The following is a 19,019-nucleotide window of genomic DNA, read 5'->3' as shown; positions in this document are numbered from 1 at the left end:
CGCGCGGGCTCAGCCAGGAGACGCGCGGGCTCAGGCGAGGGCGAGCAGGCTTTCCTCGTCGGCCAGCACGATCCGGTGGCCGCGCGCCAACGCCAACGTCTCCGCCGCCAGCACCGACGCCTCCGGCAACCCGCGCAACCCCAACGTCACGCACAACCCCGCCGACGCCTCCGCCACGTGCCACGGCGAGCCCCACCGCCCGGCGCCCGACGATCTGCCGCGCGACAGGATCGGCGCCCACCACACCGGCAGTCGGGAAAGGCGCCGCAGCACGACGTGAGCCGCCCACAACGCGACGGACCGGCACACCGGCTCAGGCGAGGGCGAGCAGGCTCTCCTCGTCGGCCAGCACGATCCGATGGCCGCGCGCCAACGCCAACGTCTCCGCCGCCAGCACCGACGCCTCCGGCAACCCGCGCAACCCCAACGTCACGCACAACCCCGCCGACGCCTCCGCCACGTGCCACGGCGAGCCCCACCGCCGGGCGATCTCGACGGCCTGGCGGTGCAGCGCCTCCGCGTCGACCACCGAGCCCGACGCCGCCAGCGCGCGGCCGAGTGCGGTCAGCGCGCCGACCTCGGTGTCCCGGTTCGCCTCCTGGCGGGCCACCGCGAGCGCCGCCTCGGCGTCCGCCCGCGCCTGCGCGTGCTGGCCCAGGTCGGCGTGCACCACGCTCAGCCCGACCAGCGCGGACGCCTCGCCGTACCGGTTTCCCAGGCCCCGGTGCAGTGCGCACGCCGCCAGCAGGTGCTCGCGAGCCCCCGCCGGGTCGCCCAGCAGCCGGCGCACGTAACCGAGGTTGACCCGCGCCACCGCCTCGCCCCAGCTCGACCGCTCCCGCGCGCTCAGCTCCAGCGCCAGGTCGAGGTGCCCGATGGCCTCGGCCAGCTCGCCCAGCTGCCGGTGCACGAAACCGAGGTTGTTCAACGCCATCATCCGGCCGGTCGGCGACCCGTTCGCCGTCTCCAGCGCGAGCGCCCGGGTGAACAGGTCGGCCGCGTCGCCGAGCCGGCCGCACGCCAGCAGCGCGATGCCCAGGCTGTTCACCGTCGCCGCCTCGCCCTCGGGCCACCGGCACCGGCGGTGCGCCGCCAGCGCGGCCTCCAGGTGCCGCACGGCCTCCTGCCGCCGCCCCAGGTGCACGCACGCCGCGCCGATGCTCTGCAACATCAGCGCCTCGACCCGGGGCACGCCCCGCGCCGCCGCCAGCACCGGGACCGCGACCGCCAACCACTCCGCGCGCAGCCCCCGGTGCAGGAACACCGAGCGGATCGCGTCGGCCAGGTACCACGCCGTCGGGTGCGGTCCCTGGACGGCGGCCTGGCGCAGCAGGGCGGTCAGGTTGTCCTGCTCGGCCTCCAGCCACGCCACCGCCTCGGCCGAGTCGGCGAACCCGACCACGCAGGCCGGTGCGGACTCGCGGGGCAGCCGCAGCGGGTGCCGGCTGAAGTGCCCGTCCACGGCGTCCACCGCGGCCAGGTGGAACGCGACCAGCCGGTCCCACGCGCCGGGCTCGGCGGGCTGCGCGCGGGCGAAGTCGCGGACCAGGTCGTGCTGCCGGTACCGGCCGGGCACGTGCTGCTCCACCAGGTGCGCGGCGGCCAGCCGGCGCAGCAGGCGGGCCGCCTCGGGCACCGGCGCGCCCAGCAGCGCGGCGCACCCGCGGGCCGTGAAGTCCGGCCCGGGGACCAGCCCGAGCAGCGCGAACAGCCGGCGCGGCGCGGCCGGCAGCGCGTCGAGCGACACCTGGAACGCCCGGGTCAGCGGGCTCTCGTCGGCCCCGTCCACGGTGAGCCCGGCGAGCGGGCCTCGGCGCAGCTCGGCGGTCAGGTCGGCGACGGTGTGGGCCGGGTCGCCGCCGAGGTTGGCCGCGGCGACTCCGCACGCGCCAGCGGGAGGTGGCCGCACAGCGCGGCCAGCTCGTCCACGGCCGCCGCGTCCACGTCGCCGAGCGCGCCGCGCAGCAGGGCGCGGGAGTCCTCGGCGGGCAGCACGGTCAGCGGCAGCGCGCCCGCGCCGGTCTGCGCGACCAGGTCGCCGAGCCGGTGCCGGCTGGTGACCAGCGCGGTGCCCGCCGGCGGCAGCAGCGGCCGGACCTGGTCGCCGTCGCGGGCGTTGTCCAGCACCACCAGGACCCGCCGGTCGGCGAGCGAACTCCGGTACAGCGCGGCCAGCTCGTCCACCGCGGCGGGCAGGTGCCGGACGCCGAGCGCGCGCAGGAGCTGGGCCAGCGCGGCGGCGGGCGCGACCGGGTCGTGGTCGGCGTCGAACCCGCGCAGGTCGAGGTAGAGCTGGCCGTCCGGGAAGCGGCCCCGCGCCCGGTGCGACCAGCGCACGGCGAGCGCCGTCTTGCCGACGCCCGGCGGGCCGGTGATCACCCAGAGGTCGCCGGTGTCGAGCCGGGCGAGCTGGGCGGTGCGGCCGGTGAAGCCGCGCACGTCGTGCGGGAGCTGCGCGGGGGTGACCGGCGGCGCGGGGTCGACCGGCGGTGCGGGGTCGTCGCCCCGCAACACCTGGACGTGCAGGTCCTGCAGGGCGCGGCCGGGTTCGATGCCCAGCTCGTCGGCGAACCGCTGCCGGGTGCCGGCGTAGGCGGCCAGCGCCTCGGAGGTGCGGCCGGAGCGGTGCAGGGCGAGCAGGAGCGCGGCCTGGAGGCGTTCGCGGAACGGGTACTCCTCGCCGGCGCGGCGCAGTTCGCCGATGACCTCGGCGTGCCGGCCGGCGGTCAGCTCGGCGTCGAACAGGTCTTCCAGCGCGGCCATCCGGCGCTCTTCGAGCAGCCGGGCCTCGCGTTCCACCAGGGCGTCGGTGGTGCCGCCGAGCACCGGGCCCGCCCAGAGCGCCAGCGCCGCGCGCAGGGTGGCGATGCCCGCCTCGGCGCGGCCCTGCGCCAGGTCGGCGCGGGCGGCGGTGACGTGGTCGGCGAACTCCAGCAGGTCGAGCTGGTCGGGGCGGACCTCGACCAGGTAGCCGGGCGCGCGGCGGACGATCGCCGCCTTGCCGAGCAGCTTGCGCAGTTCCCAGACGCGGACCTGGAGCTGGCCGCGGGCGCTGGAGGGCGGTTCGCCGTCCCAGACCAGCCCGATCAGCTGCTCCTCGGAGACCACCCGGCCGGCGTTGAGCAGCAGGGCGGCCAGCACGGACCGCTGCTTGGGGCCGCCGAGCCGGACCTGGTGGCCGTCGAGGTGTGCGGTAACCGGTCCGAGCAACCGGTACCGCACCCGCCCCTCGGTCACGATCGCCATGATGCCACCGGATTCACGAATTGCCGGAAAAAGTTCCGTGAATCACGCCGCGATCATTGTTCAATTAATAGAAATTGGACGTCAACGCACCCGTTACCCGTTGTTCACCAAGATCCGGGTACTCGCCGTGCCCAACCCGGTCGGACCCCGGAACGCCTGGGGCGCAAGGGTTTGGTGACCGGCGAAGTGCCGCTGCAACGCGGACTCGCGGTACCGGTCGACCTCCTCGTGCCAGTGCAGGATGCCCGCCACCCAGTCCTTGAGCTCGTCCGCGTGCCGGGTCAGCGCGGCGCGCTGGTCGGCCTCCAGGTCGAATTCCTCGAACAGCGCGGGGAGCTCGTGGTCGACGCTGTGCTGGAACTGCCGCAGCCGCTGGTTGGCCAGGTCGGCGGTGATCGCGTAGGCGCGTTCGAGGTCGATGTCGAGGAACGTCGAGGCCACCACGACCATGTTGTGCACCTCGCTCTCGTACTGCACCTCCTTGCGCACCGAGTACAGGTCGTTGAGCATGGTCGCGTAGTCGATCGCGGAGTTCTCGATGTTGCGGATGGCGCGCGTCCGGTAGATCTCGTCCGGGATCAGACCCCCGTGGCCGAACCGGGCCAGGCTCATCGTCAGGTCCGAGCCGAACGTCTGCCGGCGCATCTCGACGTAGTCCACCGGGTCCGGCACGCGGTGCTCGTGCTGGTTCTTCAGCTCCCACACCCAGCTGTCCAGCATCACCACCAGCGCCGCGCGCAGCTTCTCCCGGTTGACCGGCGGCATCGGGGCGGTGGTCCGCGCCCAGAGGTCGGCCAGGCTGCGCTCCATCGGGTTGACCGGCGCGATCGGGGCCGGCCCCTCGACCGCGAGCAGCTGCTTGAGGCGCCCGGTCGCGACCCGCGCCGCGCCCATGTCCGACGCCTTGCCGTACACCCTCGGGTAGTAGTCGTCGCCGTAGGTGCCCCAGGTCAGCCACATCGCCGAGATCTCCAGCTCGGCCGCCGTGGCGTCCGGGTCGATGCCCGCCGAGCACAGCGCGAAGTCGTAGTCCCGCACCTTCTCCTCGGTCCAGATGCCGAAGCCGTCGTCGAACAGACCCATCTCGGCCGACCAGCGGACGCTGGCCTCCTTGGCGTCGTGCCAGTGCGGGCTGACGGTGAGCGGGTACGGCATCTCCAGCACGGACTTCGGCGCGGGCAGCGGCGGCACAGCGGTGAACGGGACCCGCGTGTACGAGCGCAGCCGCTGCGGCGCGGTGGCAACCAGCGAGCGCAGCGCCTGCGTGCCCAGCCCCGTCGGACCGCCGAGCACCGGGTTCGCGTGCAGCGCGCCCTTGTTCATGTACCGGCTGGACCGCATGTGCCACTCGTGGCCGCCGGACTGCCAGTCCTGCAGGCCCTTCACGTACGCGCCGACGGCCAGCCGGCCCAGCGGGTCGATGCCGTGCTCGTCCAGCAGCGGCGGGACCTCGGTGACGGCGGTGTGCTCGAACTGGTGCAGCCGCGAGGTGAGCAGGTCGTTGACCGCCTCGGCGGCCTCCTGGGTCGGGATGTCGAGGAACTTCTCCAGCACCAGGACGCCGTTGCTCAGCTCGCCCTCGTCGAGCACCTCGCGCTCGTAGGAGAACAGGTCGTTGCGCAGGTGCACGGCGTCGGAGAAGGTGTCCCGCAGGACGCCCAGCGGGCGCGACAGCGCGATCCGCGCGGGCACCTCCAGGCCGGTGACGTGCTCGACCAGGTTCGCGCTCCACGGCGCGCCGCCGACCTTGCGCCGCATCTCGATGTACTCCAGCGGGTTGGACAGCCGTCCCTCGCTGATGTTGAGCAGCTCCCACATCGACTCGTCCAGCAGGTGCTTGGTGTTGTCGGCGAAGCGCCGCCGCCAGTCCATCGAGTGCGCCGGGACGGTCCGCTCCCAGAGGTCCTTGAGACCCTTCTCGACCGGGTTCGTCGGCTCCTCGGTGATCACCCCGTCGACCGGCATGAACAGCGGCAGCCGGTCGAGGTAGGCCTTCGCGCCCTGGATGTCGTCCGGGTTGCGCTTGTACAGCTCCACGAAGTGGTCGTCGAAGTAGAAGACCCAGACGTACCAGTCGGTGACCAGGTCCAGGTCGTCCGCCGTGGCGTCCGGGTGGGTGTACGCGCAGAGCAGGGCGTAGTCGTGCGAGTCGAGGTCGTCGTCGGTCCAGATCACCGTGCCGTGCTGCGGCACGTCGATGAAGTCCATCCGGTGCGCCCACCCCTTGCTGTGGGTCCGCGCGCGCTCCAGGTTCGCGTTCAGCCGCGCCGGGTGGGGCATGTAGAACTCCGGCAACTGGAACGGCTGCATCGGTTGGTGCCTTCCTCTGGGTGGTCGCGCGATTCCGATGACCACACGAATACTGGGAGCACGCAACCAGTCGCGGGGTGTGTCGGCCAAGCCCCCCAGCGCCGGTTCCACACGTTCGGGCAGCGGTGTCGCCCCCTTGGCGCAACGCCGGGGTGCCCAGGGTGTCCGCACTTTGCGGGTGCGGCGCGGGGCGAGCCGGCCGCACGGGCCGTGGAGACGCTTCCGACGTGCCACTTCGGGTCGTGCGGCGGGCCGGGGTGCGGGGTTCCGAAGCGGGGCGGGCCACGGCGGCGTCTCGACCGTTGTGGTGGTGCCGGTCGCGGTCCGTGGTGAGTACACGTCACGTGGCAGGCGCGCCCGAGGAGCAACCCCGGAGAGTGATCAACTCGACCGAAGAGTGCAGTAGATCACGCCCGGATGGGTTAATCAGCGGCTTAGGTTAGGCTCCCCTTCATGTCCAAGGGCGATGGCGCGCTGCTGGCCGGTCACGGTCTGGTGCTCGCACACCACGACCGCACCGTCGTGCACGGCGTCTCGCTCGAACTGCACCGCGGCACCGTGACGGCGCTGGTCGGGCCCAACGGCTCGGGCAAGTCCACGGTGCTGCGCTCGCTGGCCCGGCTGCACAAGCCGAAGGACGGCGACGTCCAGCTCGGCGAGCGCCGGGTCTGGCACGGCTCGGCGTTGTCCGGCAAGGAGTTCGCCCGCAACGTCACGCTGCTCACCCAGCACCGCCCCACCCCGTCCGGGGTGTCCGTGCGCGACGTCGTCGGCTACGGGCGCTACCCGTACCGCTCCGGCTGGCGCGGCGTCGACACCGACGGGGCCGCCGCGGTCGACCGCGCCATGGCGCTGACCGGCGTGACCGACATGGCCGAGCGCGGCGTGGACGAGCTGTCCGGCGGCGAGCTTCAGCGCGTCTGGCTGGCCTCCTGCCTGGCGCAGGAGACCTCCGCGCTGCTGCTGGACGAACCCACCAACCACCTCGACCTGCGCTACCAGGTCGAGGTCCTCGACGTCGTCCGCGACCTGGCGAACGACCACGACGTGGCGGTGGGCGTGGTGCTGCACGACCTGGACCACGCGGCGATCATCGCCGACCGGGTGGTGCTGCTCAACGAGGGCCGGGTGGTCGCGGCCGGCGACGTCCGCGACGTCCTCACCCCGGCGCACCTCAGCGAGGCCTACGGCATCGCGGTCCACGTCGCCGACGACCCGGTGACCGGGGCCATCCACTGCCGCCCGCTGGGCCGGCACACGCCCCGCCCCGTCTGACCGGCAGCACCCACCCCAAAGCAGTCCACCCAGAGCACCCCACCCGAAGCACCCCACCCCAAAGCACCCCACCCCAAAGCACCCCACCCGAGAACGCTCCGCCCGAGGAGCACTCCGCCCGAAACCACAACGGAGAAGAGCACCATGCGCATCCCCGCCCTGATCGCGGCCGCCGCGATCGCGTTGACCGCCTGCGGCACGACGGAGAACGCCCCGTCCACCGGCGAGACCGCCGCGGCCGGCGGCCCGGTGACGGTGACCGACTCGCGGGGCAAGGCCGTGGAGCTCAAGGCACCCGCCACGAAGGTCGTCGCGCTGGAGTGGGCCGAGGCCGAGATCGTGGCCTCGCTGGGCGTGCAGCCGGTCGGCGTGGCCGACGTGGCGGGCTTCAAGGTCTGGGACACCGCGGTCACGCTGGACGCCTCGGTCAAGGACGTCGGCAAGCGCAACGAGCCCAGCGTGGACGCGATCGTCGCGCTCAACCCGGACGTCGTGGTGATGGCCGAGGAGCGCGAGTCGACCCTGGTGCCGCAGCTGGAGAAGTACGTCCCGGTCCTGGTGACCAAGACCAGCGACGCCACCCGCAACCTCGACCGGCTGCGTGACGACGTGAAGATCATCGCCAAGGCCGTCGGCAAGTCCGCCGAGGGCGACAAGCTGCTCTCCGACATGGACGCCAAGCTCGCCGAGGGCAAGAAGGCCGTCGAGGCCAAGGGCGCCACCGGCACCCCGTTCCTGATGGCCGACGGCTGGCTGGAGGGCAGCACGGTCAGCATCCGCCCGTTCGGCAAGGGCTCGCTGATCTCCGACATCGCCGAGCAGGTCGGCCTGAAGAACACCTGGACCGGCCAGGTCGACTCGCAGTGGGGGCTGGGCCAGACCGACGTCGAGGGCCTGACCGCGGTGACCGACCCGAAGACCGTCATGTTCTACGTGGCCTCCGAGGAGGACGTGTTCGCCACCGGCCTGGAGCAGAACCCGGTGTGGCAGCGGCTGCCGTTCGTGACCTCGAAGAAGATCACCAAGCTGGCGTCGGGCACCTGGATGTTCGGCGGGCCGAGGACGGTCGGCGCGCTCGCCGACCAGATCGCCAAGGCCGTCACCGCCTGACGTGGTCCGCACCGCCGCCGTGACGGCGGGGATCGCGGCGCTCATCGTCGTGCTCTCCGCCGTCCACCTCACCCAGGGCACGTCCGCCACCGGCGTCTTCGACGTGCTCCAAGCCCTTGTCGGACAAGGCACCCCGGAGACCCACGCGGTCCTCGCCGGGTCCCGGGTGCCGCGCCTGCTCACCGCGCTGCTGCTCGGCGTCGCGCTGGGCGTGGCCGGCGCGGGCATGCAGTCCGTGGCGCGCAACCCGCTGGCCTCGCCGGACACCCTCGCGGTCAACGCGGGCGCGCACCTGGCCGTGGTCGCGATCGCCGCGTTCGGGCTGAGCCTGCCCACGCTGCCCGCCGGCGGTGCCGCGTTCGTCGGCGGCCTCGGCGCGGCGGCGTTCGTGCTCGGCCTGTCCGGCGGCGGGGGAACCAGTCCCCGGCTGGTGCTGGTGGGGTCGGCGGTCGCGCTGGCGTTGCAGTCGCTGACCATCCTGCTGCTGCTGATGTACGAGCAGGAGACCTCCGGGCTGTTCGCCTGGGGCAGCGGGTCGCTCACCGTCGCGAACCTCGACGCCACCGCGCGGATGACGCCCGTCGTGGCGCTCGCCGTGCTGGCGCTGGTCGCCATGGGGCGGTCGCTGGACGTGCTGGCGCTGGGCGACGACAACGCCGCCGTGCTCGGGCTGCGGGTGCGCCGGACCCGGATCGGCACGGTGCTGCTGACCGTGGCGCTGACCGCCGCGGCGGTGACCGTGGCCGGGCCGGTCGGGTTCGTCGGGCTGTGCGCGCCGGTGATCGTGAAGCTGCTCGTGCCGGTCGCGCCGAAGCTGGGCCGCCACCGGGTGCTGCTGCCGGTGTCCGGTCTGGTCGGCGTGCTGCTCGTGGTGGGCGCGGACGTGCTGCTGCGCGCGGTGCTGGGCTCGGCCGAGGCGCTGCGCGTGCCGACCGGCGTCATGACGACGTTGCTCGGCGCGGTGGTGCTGATCTGGCTGGCGCGGCGCGGGCGCACGTCGTCCGGCCGGGCGGGTCGGGCGGCTCCCGCCGGACGGGTCGGCGTGGCCGGGTCGCGGCGGCGGCTGGCCGTGGTCGGCGGCGTGCTGACCGCGCTGGTGGTGCTCGCCCCGGTGGCCGGGATGCTGTTCGGCGACCGGCTGGTGCTGCTGGGCGACCTGGTCAACTGGGTCGGCGGGCGGACCGGCACCGCGCTGACCTTCGTGCTGGACCAACGGCTGCCGCGGGTGCTGGCGGCGTTGACGGCCGGCGCGGCGCTGGCCGTGTCGGGCTGCGGGATCCAGTCGGTGAGCCGCAACCCGTTGGCGGAGCCCGGTCTGCTGGGCATCACGGCCGGCGCGGGCGTCGGTGCGATCACGCTGATCACGCTCGTGCCGCTGGCCGGGGCGTGGCAGATCGCCGGTGCCGCCGGGCTCGGCGCGGCGGCGGCGTTCGCGCTGGTCTACGGGCTGGCGTGGCGCTCGGGGCTGGACCCGGACCGGCTGGTGGTCATCGGCATCGCGATGTGGTCCGGCGGGATGGCGCTGATCACCCTGCTGATCGTGACCTCCGACCCGTACAACTCGGCCAAGGCGCTGACCTGGCTGTCCGGCTCCACCTACGGGCGGACGCTGGAGCAGGTGCTGCCGGTGGCGGTGGCGCTGGTCGTGCTCACGCCGCTGTTGTGGGCCCGGCAGCGGGAACTCGACCTGCACGTCCTCGACGACGACACGCCGCGCGTGCTGGGGCTGCGGGTGGAGCGGTCGCGGCTGGTGGTGCTGGTGTCGGCCGGGATCCTGGCGGCGGCCGCGGTGTCGGCGATCGGCGTGGTGGCGTTCGTCGGGCTGGTCGCGCCGCACCTGGCGCGGTCGCTGGTCGGCGGCCGGCACGCCCGGGTCCTGCCGGTGGCGGCGGCCGTCGGCGCGGTGCTGGTGAGCCTCGCGGACACGTTGGGCCGCACCGTGATCGCGCCGGCCCAGGTGCCGGCCGGGCTGGTCATCGCGCTGGTCGGGACGCCGTACTTCGTGCTGCTGCTGTGGCGCACCAGGGAAGCGCGCTGACCCCTCGGAGGTCCTGACAGAATCGCTGGACGTGTCGGTAGGAGCCGTGGGGGTTCACCGTGACGGGCGATCCGAGGCGCGATTCCCGTGGCGCGCAGGCGTCGACGGTACTTGTCGTGGTCGTAGCGCGGTCGGCGTAGACCGTCGCAGGACCCCTCAGCGCAGGTCGGCGACCGGGCAGGCGATCACCAGCGACGACGTGAGCGACCGGAAGCCCATCTCGTGGTTGACCCGGATCATGTGGTCGTTGTCGCCTTCGGTCGCGGTGGACAGCCGGCGCACCTCCGGGCGGTCCTCGGTGAGCCAGCGGGCCATCTCGCCCTTGAGCCACAGGCCGATCCGGTGGCCCCGGTGGGCCGTCAGGACGGCCGTGTCGCCCTGGTAGCACTCCTGCGGGTGGTGCGGCACGATGAGCACCTCGCTCAGGCCGACCACGGTGTCGCCGTGCAGTGCGACGACCACGCGCTGGTCGTTGCCCTGCTCACGGGCCTGCGCCTCGTACTCCCGGACGCGCTCGGCGGTCCACTCCGGTGGGCGGAACTCGGTCTGGCCGATCGGGGCGTCGTGGATCGCGCCGCGCGCCACCGCGTAGGACTCCAGGTACTCCTCCGGCACGGCGACCGGCCACCGCGCCACCCGGTACCCGGCGGGCGGCGGCACGTCCCACAGCGCGCGGTCGGCCGTGGCGAGGTCCAGTCGCAGCCGGGCGATGGCGCGGACCGTGCGGAAGCCCAGCCCCCGGCCCCACAGGTCGCCCGGACCGTCCTCGGGCACCAGCCAGCCCTCGACCACCCGGCGGCCCCGCGCGGCGAACTCCGCCGCCAGGTGCCGCAGCACCTTCGTGCCCACGCCGCGCCGGCGGTGGTCCGGGTGCACGATCACGTCCACGACGACGATGTGCGCGTTCTGGTCCTCCGGGAACCGCAGGTACGCCACGGCCACGGCCGTGCCCGCATCGCGGACCAGGCGGAACGACGCCTCACCGAGGCCGGGGAACGGGTTGCGCATCCGCTCGACCGCGGCCTCGAAGTCCGGTCTGTCGTCGTCCTCCGGGTCCCGGCCGTCCTGCCGGACCCGGTAGTACTCCGCCAACTCCTCGATCCCCGCCCGATGCGGGTCCAGCTCCACGACGTCCACCGCGACCCCCGCGCTCCACCACCCCGGTCGGCCATTGTGGCGCAACACCCGGGTCGGGTGCGGGGGTTTTCAGCCGAAGCGGCCGTGCACGTAGTCGGCGGTGCGCTGGTCGGACGGGGCCTCGAAGATGGTCTTCGTGTCGCCCGCCTCGACGATCACGCCCGGCGTGCCCTGCTCGGCCAGGAAGAACGCGCACTGCTGCGAGACCCGCGCCGCCTGCTGCATGTTGTGCGTGACGATCACGATCGTCACCTCGTGCGCCAGTTCGTGGATGGTCTGCTCGATCCGCCGCGTCGACGTGGGGTCCAGCGCCGAGCACGGCTCGTCCATCAGCAGCACCCTGGGCCGCACCGCCAGCGACCGCGCGATGCACAGCCGCTGCTGCTGGCCGCCCGACAGCGCCCCGCCGGGCTGGCGCAGCCGGTCCCGGACCTCGACCCACAGGCCCGCCTTGCCCAGGCACTCCTCGACCAGCGCGTCCTTCTCCGCCCGCCGCGCCCGCCCGCCGGTCAGCTTCAGGCCCGCGACCACGTTGTCGTAGATCGACATGGCCGGGAACGGGTTCGGCTTCTGGAAGACCATGCCGATCTCGCGGCGGGCGTCGGTCAGCTTCACGCCCGGGTCGTAGACGTCCTTGCCGAACAGCAGCACCTCGCCCGCCAGCGACGCCGACGGGATCAGCTCGTGCATCCGGTTGAGGGTGCGCAGGAACGTGGACTTGCCGCAGCCGGACGGGCCGATCAGCGCGGTCACCGACCCGGCGGGCATCGCCAGCGACACCCGGTCGAGCACCTTGCGGTCCCCGAACCAGGCCGAGATCTCCCGCGCGTCCAGCGCCGCCTGGCCGGTGGGCACCATGGTCCGGGTCATCGCCTGGGTTGTGGTCCGGGTCATCGCCTGGGTCGTGGTCTGGGTCATCTTCGGTCTCCTAGATCAGGTTCGGCAGCAGCGCGGCGGCCTGGTCGGCGAGCGTGATGCCGAGCGCGCCCAGCAGCGGCACGCCCACCACCCACGCCTGCCACCGCCCGACGCGGACGTGCAGGAACACCACGGCGATCGCGCCCGCCGCCAGCACCAGCGCCCACAGCGCGACCGGCACCAGCGCCTCCTGGTCGCCCGCCATCACCTGCTCGTTGTCCGGCACCGCGAACTTCGGCAGCGCGCCGGAGTTCGGCTGCACGTCGGAGGTCAGCTTCGCGTCCACCCACAGCACGTCGGTGGGCAGGAAGTACGACCCGTCCGCGGTGGCCAGGGTCAGCCCGCCCTTGCCCGCCTGCGGCACGTGCCGCTGCGGGTCGCCCGCGCGGCGCGTGCCCTGCACCCGGAACGTGTGCTCGCCCTGCCCGGTGGTCACCTTGACCACGTCACCCGGCGTGAGCTTGTCCAACTGCGCGAACGGACCGCCGTACCCGGCGCGCCGGCCCAGGATCACGCTGCCCCCGGCCTGGCCGGGCATCGGCGTGTCCCGCAGGTGGCCGGGACCGGACTTCAGCGCGCGCGCCGACGTGCCCTCGCCGATCACCTCGCGCACGCCCAGCCGGGGGATCTCCAGGATGCCCAGGGGCGTCCCGGAGTCGAGCAGCCGGCCGCCCTCGTCCACCGCCGAGACCGGCGCGGTGGCGTTGGCGAGCAGCACCCGCAGTTCCTCGTGCGCCCGGTTCTGGTCACGGCCGTGCTTGAGCGTGCCCAGGGCCGCGAACTGCACCACGAAGCACAGCATCAGCCCGCCCACGATGACCACCATCTGACCGGCCAGCCGCAGCCCGGGGTTGCCGCGCGGCGGCAGCGGTGCCGGTGGGGGCAGCGGGATCGGCGGGGCGGGGGGCGGCGGTTCGGCGACCATGGTCACGGCGGTCCTTTCCACGACGGACGCCCGGACCGCGCGGTGGGCGCGGTCCGGGCGGTGAGCATCAGGCCCGACGCCTGCGCGCGGCCACGAACACGAGGCCACCGCCGGCCAGCAGCAGGCCGCCGATCAGCACCAGGAAGCCGACGCTGGCACCGGTGTCCGCCAGGCCACCGGCCTGCGGGTCGGTGCCGGCCGGGTCCGTGGTGGTGGTCGGGTCGGTCGTCGGGTCGGTGGTGTTCGGGTCGGTGGTGGCGCCGCCCGAGGTGGTGGTGGTCGTCGTGGTCGTGGTGGTCGTCGGCTCGACGGGGCCGACAACCTCCCAGTCCGTGGCGGTGGTGAACCTCAGGCCGACCGCGAAGCTGCGGAACACCGTGCCCACGAAGCCGTCCACGCAGTTCAGCGTCACGACGTAGGCACCGGGCACGATCTCGCCCTCGGCGTCCTTCGCCAGGTCCTTGAAGCTCTGCTCCTGCTGGAGGGTGATCGGGTCGGTCTTGGAGAAGCCGACGTCCGTGCTGCCCGAGCCCGCCAGGCCGTCCTTGAACACGCCGGGGCCGCTGATGATCAGGTTGACCATGTCGGCGGCGTTGTCCGTGCCGCAGCCCTCGGACGTCGTGTACCGAGGCGCTTCCACGTCCTTGCCGCTGTTCTTGTTCGGGGTCAGCGTGCGGCCGGGCGCGGTGGTCGTGGTCGTCGTCGGCTGAGTCGTGGTCGTCGTCGGCTCGGTCGTCGGCGCGGTGGTGGTCGTCGTGGTCGTCGTGGTGGTGGTCGTGGTCGTGGTCGTCGGTTCGGTCGTGGTCGTCGTCGGTTCCGTGGTCGTGGTGGTCGGCTCGGTGGTCGTCGTGGTGGGTTCGGTGGTGGTGGTCGTCGGTTCCGTCGTGGTGGTCGTCGGTTCCGTGGTCGTCGTGGTCGGTTCCGTCGTGGTGGTGGTCGGCTCGGTCGTCGTGGTGGTCGGTTCCGTGGTCGTCGTGGTCGGTTCCGTCGTGGTGGTGGTCGGTTCCGTCGTCGTGGTCGTCGGTTCCGTGGTGGTGGTCGTGGTGGTGGTCGTCGTGGTCGAGGTGGGCTCGTCCGGGTCCGTCGACCGGAAGTTGGTGGCGTCGGTGAACCACAGCTTGCGGGTGAACGTGCCCTTGACCTCGGTGGAGAACATGTCCACGCAGTTCACGACGATCGTGTACACGCCCGGCTTGATGGTCGTGCTGTTGTCGACCGCGATGTCCTTGAACGACTGGCCCTGCAACACGGTGATCGGGTTGCCGGTCGAGAAGCCGACATCGGTCGGCGTGGTGCCGATCAGGCCGTTCTCGAAGCCGCCGGGGCCGTAGACGAACAGGTTGTAGCCGTCCGAGTCCGCCGAGCAGCCCGCCGACGTGGTGTACGTGGGGGCCTGCACGTCCTTGCCGGTGGCCGGGTCGACGCTGAGGCTGCCCAGCGTGGCGACCGGGGGTTCGGCCTGACCGGGTGCCGCGGTGAGGACCACCGCGGTGCCGACTGCGGCCAGCACCGCCGCCGAGGCCGCCACCAGTTGGCGCTTGCGCATGAGCGTTTCCTCCGTGTTCAGGGTGGATCAGTCAGTGGACCGGCGGCGGCGCAGGAAGGACCCGGCCGCGATCACCGCGACGGCCCCGACGACCCCGATCGCGATGTACAGCAACGGTTGTCCGCCACCGGTCTGCACCGGCGCGGCGGCCTGCGGCTGGGCCGGCTGCTCCTGCTCGGCGGGCGGGGCGGGATCGCCCGAGGCGGGCGGGGCGGGATTGCCCGAGGCGGGCGGGGTGGCCTGCTCGCCGCCGGGTGCGGGCGGGTCGACGGGCACGACCAGCGGCGCGGTCGGGCGTTGCGGGCCCTTCGCCGGGCCCAGGGCCACGTACCGGGCCGGCTCGACGAAGTCCAGCGTGCCGGTGAACCCGCCGTGGTCCTGCTGGGTGAACGAGTCGATGCAGGACAGCGCCAGCTCGTACTTCCCGCTGAACGTCACGTTGTTGTCGGCCGCGAAGTCCTTGAACGTCAACGCGACCGGCACCTCGAAGGCGTGGTCGTGGGACAGCCCGACATCGCTGTTGGCCACGATCACCAGGCCCTCGGCGGGCAGTCCCGCGCCGCGCATCGTGGCGACGTAGCCGTCGGCGGCCTTCGGGCACCCGGCGGAGGTGGCGATGCGCACCGGAGCGGCGTCCCTGCTCTCGCCGGGCGTCACCACCAGGTCGCCCAGCGGCGCGGCCTGCGCGACGCCGGGGAACAGCGCGCACAGCGCGAACACCAGACCGGCCAACGACAAGCGGTCACGCGGGGACATGTTCGGCCTCCGGCAGCGGTTCGGGAGCGGTGGGCTTGCGGCGCAGCCGCCGGTGGACCAGGAAGGCCGCGACCAGCAGCAGCAGGGCCACCAGCGGCCACGGCACCGCGGCGGTGGTGGCGCTCGCGTCGACGGCGGCCGGCGCGGGTTCGACGGCCTGCGGCGCGACCGGGTCGACGTGCACGCGGGCGGTCACCCAGCCGGCGGGCAGCACCCCGTCCACCGCGGTCTCCACCCGGCGGGTGCTGCCCGGCAGCAGTTCCGGCAGGTCCGGGAGGGCGGGGCCGTCGGTGACGGAGCCCCAGGGGGTCTCGACGCGCACCTGCTGCCGGCCGCCCAACCGGACGTTGCCGGTGTTGCGCACGGTGTAGCCCACCGCCGTCGTCCCGAGGCCGAACAGGCTGCCCGAGTACGACGCGGTGAAGTCCTCGACCGCCAGGCCCGGCCGGAGGTCGCCGGAGACGCGCAGGTAGACCCGCGCCCCCACGCGCTGCTCGACGGCGACCTTCTGGCCTTCGGCGTTGGTCGCCTCGGTGGTGAGCGACGCGACGATACCGCCGGTGTGGTCGCCGGGCGTGGCGTTGGTCGGGACGGTCAGCGTGAACGGCACGATGGCCGTGGTGCGGCCCGGGAGGACCACCTCGTTCTTGTCGACCTTGGACCACCGGCCGACGTCCACCGGGTCCTTGCCCGCCGCGAGCAGGTCGAACCCGCCGTCGGGGGTGTTGAAGGCGTCGCTGGCGTAGACCCGCAGCGTCACCGGCTCCTCGGCGACGTTGGACACCGCCACGTGGTCCTTGACGACGGCGCCGGGCGTGGCGCTGTAGCTGAAGTTGTTGCGGGTGTCCGGCGCCTGCGCGGTCGCCGGGCGCACCCCGAACGTGGTCGGCCCGGCCGCCTGCGCGGGCTGCGGGACGGCGAGCCCGAGCGCCAGGACGGCGAGCACCAACGCGCGGCGCCAGATCATCTGCATAGTCCTTTGTGGAGGGTGGGGACGGACGGGAAGCCCGCCCCCACCGTGGTTCCGATCAGATGGCGGTCAGCGTGAGGATCGCCGTGTAGGTGCCCGCGAGGGTGGAGGTCGGCACCTTCAGCGCGAGGTCCGCGCCGAGGTTCGCGGTGCCGTTGCCGCCCAGCGCGGCCGCGGTGGCCAGGGTGCGCGAGGAGGCCAGGCCGAGACCGGCCGGCGCCGAGGCGCCGGGCACGATCGCGTCGGCCGGCGCGACGACCGGGCCGGTGGTGATGTTCTGCACCGGGGACTTGTCGACGACCTTCGGGGACCAACCGAGGTTGGCGCCGTTGATCGCGTTCGAGCCGGCGGCGAAGTCGGTCACCTGGCCGGAGACGTTCCAGCCCGGGTTGCCCGCGCGGGTGTCGGTGACGGTGATCGGGTTGAGCGCGCCGGCCGTGGTCAGCAGCGAGCCGTCGGCGGCCATGACCGGCGAGGGCAGGACCACGTTCTGGTTGGCGACGCTGATCAGCAGCTCACCGGCGAGCACCTCGGTGGTGATGGTCTCGCTGGCGGACTTGCCCGCGAACGGGGTGACCGTCAACGGGACCGCGACCGAGGACGAGGGCTCGTAGGCGGCGGCGTTGGCCGGGACGAACTTGGCGGTGAAGCTGTGCGCGCCCTCGGCGAGGGTGGAGGTGGTCAGCGTGGCCGAACCGCCGACGACCGCCACCGGGTTGCCCAGGTTGGCCGCACCGTCGAGGAACTGCACGGTGCCCACCGCCGCGGCCGGGGCCACGGTCGCGCTGAGCGTCACGGCGGAGTACTGCTCCGCCGAGCCGCTCGGGGAGACCGCGAGCGCGGTCGTGGTGGTGATCGCCGCGGGGGCGTTCACCTGGTAGGACACCGCCGGGGAGGTGGAGCCCTGGATGTGGCCGGCCGAGCCGGTGAACACCGAGGTCAGCGACCTGGCGCCCGGCGCCAGGTCGGTCGTGGTGAGGGTGGCCGAACCACCGGACACCGCGACCGGCGCGCCCAGGTTGCCCGCGCCGTCCTTGAACTGCACGGTGCCGGTGGCCGACGCCGGGGTGACCGACGCGGTCAGCGTGACCGGGGTGCCCGCGGTGACCGGGGCGTTGGGCGACACGGCCAGCGCGGTGCTGGTCGAGACCGCGTCCACCGCGGTCCACTGGGTGGCGCTGGTGAAGGTCAGGGTCCGGGTGAAGGTGCCCTTGACCTCGGTGGTGAACAGGTCGACGCAGTTCACCGCGATCGTGTAGACGCCCGGCGTGACGGTGGTGCTGTTGTCGACCGCGATGTCCTTGAAGGACTGGCCCTGCAACACGGTGATCGGGCCGCTGGTGGAGAAGCCGACGTCGGTCGGCGTGGTGCCGATCAGGCCGTTCTCGAAGCCGCCCGGACCGTAGACGAACAGGCTGTAGCCGTCCGAGTCGGCGGTGCAGCCCGCCGACGTGGTGTAGGTCGGCGCCTCGACGTCGGAGCCGCTGGTCTTGTTGATGGTCAGGGAGCCCAGGTTGCCCGCGGGCGGGGCGGCCAGCGCCGTGCCGGCGGTGCCCAGGGTTGCCGCGGCGGCGGCCGCGATCACGACGGCGCCACCGAGGAGGCGACGGATTGCGGTGTCAGTGCGCACAGGTGTGCAGACCTTTCCGGTACGGGGAGCAGGCGACTACGGGGCGGGCGGGGTGACGAGGTCGGTCTTGCCGCAGTTCGGGTTCACGCCGAAGCCGTAGGTCGTGATGACGCCGGTGTTGGCGCAGACCAGCGAGGTGTTGCCGACGAAGACCTGGGCGTAGGTCGGGTCGGCGACCTTCGCCGACGGGATGACGTTGTAGACGTCCCGCTTGAACGTCGAAGCGGTGTTGAGCTGCGACGGGGCCACGCCGTTGAACGTCGCCAGGACCGCCTTGCCCTGCGCGGCCGGTGCGTTGCCGTAGACCTGCGACAGGTAGACGGCGATCGAGTACGGCAGGATGTGCTTGGTGTCGGTGAGGTACGTGCCGACGTGCTCCTGGATCGGCTCCCCGTTGACGTCGATGTCGCTGACGCACGGGAACTGCGTGGTGTAGTTCGCCGCGTTGGTCAGGCCCAGCTGCTTGAGGAAGAAGTCGCGGCTGCCCGAGCCGAACTGCGGCAGCAGCGGCTTGAAGTTGGTGCCCGAGCCCGGGGCGGTGCAGTTGTAGATCGACTTCAGCTGCGCCGTGGTGAGCTTCTTGCTCAGCGTGCTGTCGCCGCGCACCGAGTAGGTCATGGCGTCGACCGCGAACGGGACGTAGGTCAGGTTCTTGCCCGCGTACGACGCCGCGTTGTTCGACGACGAGCGCGCCGCCTGGACGCAGTTGTCGCCGGCCTCGATCGAGTTGACCAGAGCGGTCACGCCCGCGCCGGAGGACGCCGGGCGCGGGAGGACGCAGCCGGCCTCCTTGGTCTTGATGGTCTCGCTGCCGCGGGCGTCGTAGGAGCCCAGGCGCTTGGAGCCACCGACGGTGATGGCGTCGGACAGGCCGTTCATCACGGTCTGGGTGGTGTCCGAGCCGACGATGGCGATGTCCCGGTAGGTGGGCGTGCCGGTCGGGTCGGCCTGTGCGGGACCGCCCACGAGAGCGACGGTGGCGACAGCGGCGAAGGCCGCGCAGAGCAAACGCTTCCTGCTCACTGCATGTATCCTTTTCTCGCAAAAGGGTGCGCGGACTGCTGTCCGCTCACTGGTCCGGCGCTTCGGCTTGTGGTCACGGCGCCGGTCTCGCTGGTGTCAGTCCGGCCTGCGCGCAGCGGCAACTCCGCGCGGGCC

Annotated in this window: 15 protein-coding genes; 3 read left to right on the top strand and 12 right to left on the bottom strand. The window is 73.0% G+C overall.

Annotation, left to right across the window (positions count from 1 at the left end; all coding sequences use genetic code 11):
- Positions 1-30: 30 nt before the first annotated feature.
- From BN6_RS05520 to BN6_RS05510, 4 genes are all read right to left on the bottom strand, one after another.
- Positions 31-309: a hypothetical protein gene (locus tag BN6_RS05520; RefSeq protein WP_015098560.1), complete on the bottom strand. Its 279-nt coding sequence runs from the start codon at positions 307-309 to the stop codon at positions 31-33.
- Positions 310-313: 4 nt separating this feature from the next.
- Positions 314-1,909: a tetratricopeptide repeat protein gene (locus tag BN6_RS43285; RefSeq protein ID WP_051075447.1), complete on the bottom strand. Its 1,596-nt coding sequence runs from the start codon at positions 1,907-1,909 to the stop codon at positions 314-316.
- Complete coding sequence (locus tag BN6_RS47625; RefSeq protein ID WP_051075446.1) at positions 1,828-3,246, bottom strand: AfsR/SARP family transcriptional regulator; 1,419 nt, start codon at positions 3,244-3,246, stop codon at positions 1,828-1,830. The genes BN6_RS43285 and BN6_RS47625 overlap by 82 nt, the downstream gene beginning before the upstream one ends.
- A gap of 93 nt (positions 3,247-3,339) precedes the next feature.
- Positions 3,340-5,556 carry a terpene synthase family protein gene (locus tag BN6_RS05510; RefSeq protein WP_015098557.1) on the bottom strand — a complete coding sequence of 739 codons (2,217 nt, stop codon included), beginning with the start codon at positions 5,554-5,556 and terminating at the stop codon, positions 3,340-3,342.
- Positions 5,557-6,009: 453 nt separating this feature from the next.
- Between BN6_RS05510 and BN6_RS05505 the strand changes: the two genes are divergently transcribed.
- From BN6_RS05505 to BN6_RS05495, 3 genes are all read left to right on the top strand, one after another.
- Positions 6,010-6,831: an ABC transporter ATP-binding protein gene (locus BN6_RS05505; protein ID WP_015098556.1), complete on the top strand. Its 822-nt coding sequence runs from the start codon at positions 6,010-6,012 to the stop codon at positions 6,829-6,831.
- Positions 6,832-6,975: 144 nt separating this feature from the next.
- Positions 6,976-7,941, top strand: coding sequence for an ABC transporter substrate-binding protein (locus tag BN6_RS05500; RefSeq protein ID WP_015098555.1), 966 nt, complete (start codon positions 6,976-6,978; stop codon positions 7,939-7,941).
- Between the two features lies 1 nt (position 7,942).
- On the top strand, positions 7,943-9,979 hold the full coding sequence (locus BN6_RS05495; RefSeq protein ID WP_015098554.1) for an iron ABC transporter permease: 2,037 nt from the start codon (positions 7,943-7,945) through the stop codon (positions 9,977-9,979).
- A 156-nt stretch (positions 9,980-10,135) separates the two neighbouring features.
- Here BN6_RS05495 and BN6_RS05490 read toward each other — a convergent pair whose 3' ends face one another.
- The 8 genes from BN6_RS05490 to BN6_RS05455 all read right to left on the bottom strand — a co-directional run bounded on the left by BN6_RS05490 (position 10,136) and on the right by BN6_RS05455 (position 18,884).
- Positions 10,136-11,116: a GNAT family N-acetyltransferase gene (locus BN6_RS05490; protein ID WP_015098553.1), complete on the bottom strand. Its 981-nt coding sequence runs from the start codon at positions 11,114-11,116 to the stop codon at positions 10,136-10,138.
- 69 nt (positions 11,117-11,185) lie between these two features.
- Positions 11,186-11,974, bottom strand: coding sequence for a phosphate ABC transporter ATP-binding protein (locus BN6_RS05485; protein ID WP_197540301.1), 789 nt, complete (start codon positions 11,972-11,974; stop codon positions 11,186-11,188).
- 70 nt (positions 11,975-12,044) lie between these two features.
- On the bottom strand, positions 12,045-12,959 hold the full coding sequence (locus BN6_RS05480; protein WP_015098551.1) for a sortase: 915 nt from the start codon (positions 12,957-12,959) through the stop codon (positions 12,045-12,047).
- Positions 12,960-13,026: 67 nt separating this feature from the next.
- Positions 13,027-14,505 carry an LPXTG cell wall anchor domain-containing protein gene (locus BN6_RS47620; protein WP_015098550.1) on the bottom strand — a complete coding sequence of 493 codons (1,479 nt, stop codon included), beginning with the start codon at positions 14,503-14,505 and terminating at the stop codon, positions 13,027-13,029.
- Between the two features lie 27 nt (positions 14,506-14,532).
- A complete protein-coding gene (locus tag BN6_RS05470) occupies positions 14,533-15,261 on the bottom strand; it encodes a hypothetical protein (RefSeq protein WP_015098549.1) in 729 nt (242 codons plus the stop codon).
- On the bottom strand, positions 15,248-16,228 hold the full coding sequence (locus BN6_RS05465; protein WP_015098548.1) for a WxL protein peptidoglycan domain-containing protein: 981 nt from the start codon (positions 16,226-16,228) through the stop codon (positions 15,248-15,250). Before BN6_RS05465 ends, BN6_RS05470 begins: the two co-directional genes overlap by 14 nt.
- A 61-nt stretch (positions 16,229-16,289) precedes the next feature.
- Positions 16,290-17,816 carry an Ig-like domain-containing protein gene (locus tag BN6_RS05460; RefSeq protein WP_231905005.1) on the bottom strand — a complete coding sequence of 509 codons (1,527 nt, stop codon included), beginning with the start codon at positions 17,814-17,816 and terminating at the stop codon, positions 16,290-16,292.
- An 81-nt stretch (positions 17,817-17,897) separates the two neighbouring features.
- The gene (locus BN6_RS05455) at positions 17,898-18,884 is read right to left on the bottom strand and encodes a hypothetical protein (protein WP_015098546.1); all 987 of its coding nucleotides are present in this window, start codon (positions 18,882-18,884) and stop codon (positions 17,898-17,900) included.
- Positions 18,885-19,019 lie beyond the last annotated feature (135 nt).

Source organism: Saccharothrix espanaensis DSM 44229 (assembly GCF_000328705.1).
GTDB classification, from domain to species: domain Bacteria; phylum Actinomycetota; class Actinomycetes; order Mycobacteriales; family Pseudonocardiaceae; genus Actinosynnema; species Actinosynnema espanaense.
Note: the sequence above shows the minus strand (reverse complement) of the source record. Positions and strands in the feature narration are given on the sequence as shown.

Coding starts and splice junctions, on each gene's coding strand:
- BN6_RS05470 (WP_015098549.1), bottom strand. CDS start 15,261: ATGTCCCCGCGTGACCGCTTGTCGTTGGCCGGTCTGGTGTTCGCGCTG.
- BN6_RS05510 (WP_015098557.1), bottom strand. CDS start 5,556: ATGCAGCCGTTCCAGTTGCCGGAGTTCTACATGCCCCACCCGGCGCGG.
- BN6_RS05480 (WP_015098551.1), bottom strand. CDS start 12,959: ATGGTCGCCGAACCGCCGCCCCCCGCCCCGCCGATCCCGCTGCCCCCA.
- BN6_RS05465 (WP_015098548.1), bottom strand. CDS start 16,228: ATGATCTGGCGCCGCGCGTTGGTGCTCGCCGTCCTGGCGCTCGGGCTC.
- BN6_RS05505 (WP_015098556.1), top strand. CDS start 6,010: ATGTCCAAGGGCGATGGCGCGCTGCTGGCCGGTCACGGTCTGGTGCTC.
- BN6_RS05500 (WP_015098555.1), top strand. CDS start 6,976: ATGCGCATCCCCGCCCTGATCGCGGCCGCCGCGATCGCGTTGACCGCC.
- BN6_RS47620 (WP_015098550.1), bottom strand. CDS start 14,505: ATGCGCAAGCGCCAACTGGTGGCGGCCTCGGCGGCGGTGCTGGCCGCA.
- BN6_RS47625 (WP_051075446.1), bottom strand. CDS start 3,246: ATGGCGATCGTGACCGAGGGGCGGGTGCGGTACCGGTTGCTCGGACCG.
- BN6_RS05485 (WP_197540301.1), bottom strand. CDS start 11,974: ATGGTGCCCACCGGCCAGGCGGCGCTGGACGCGCGGGAGATCTCGGCC.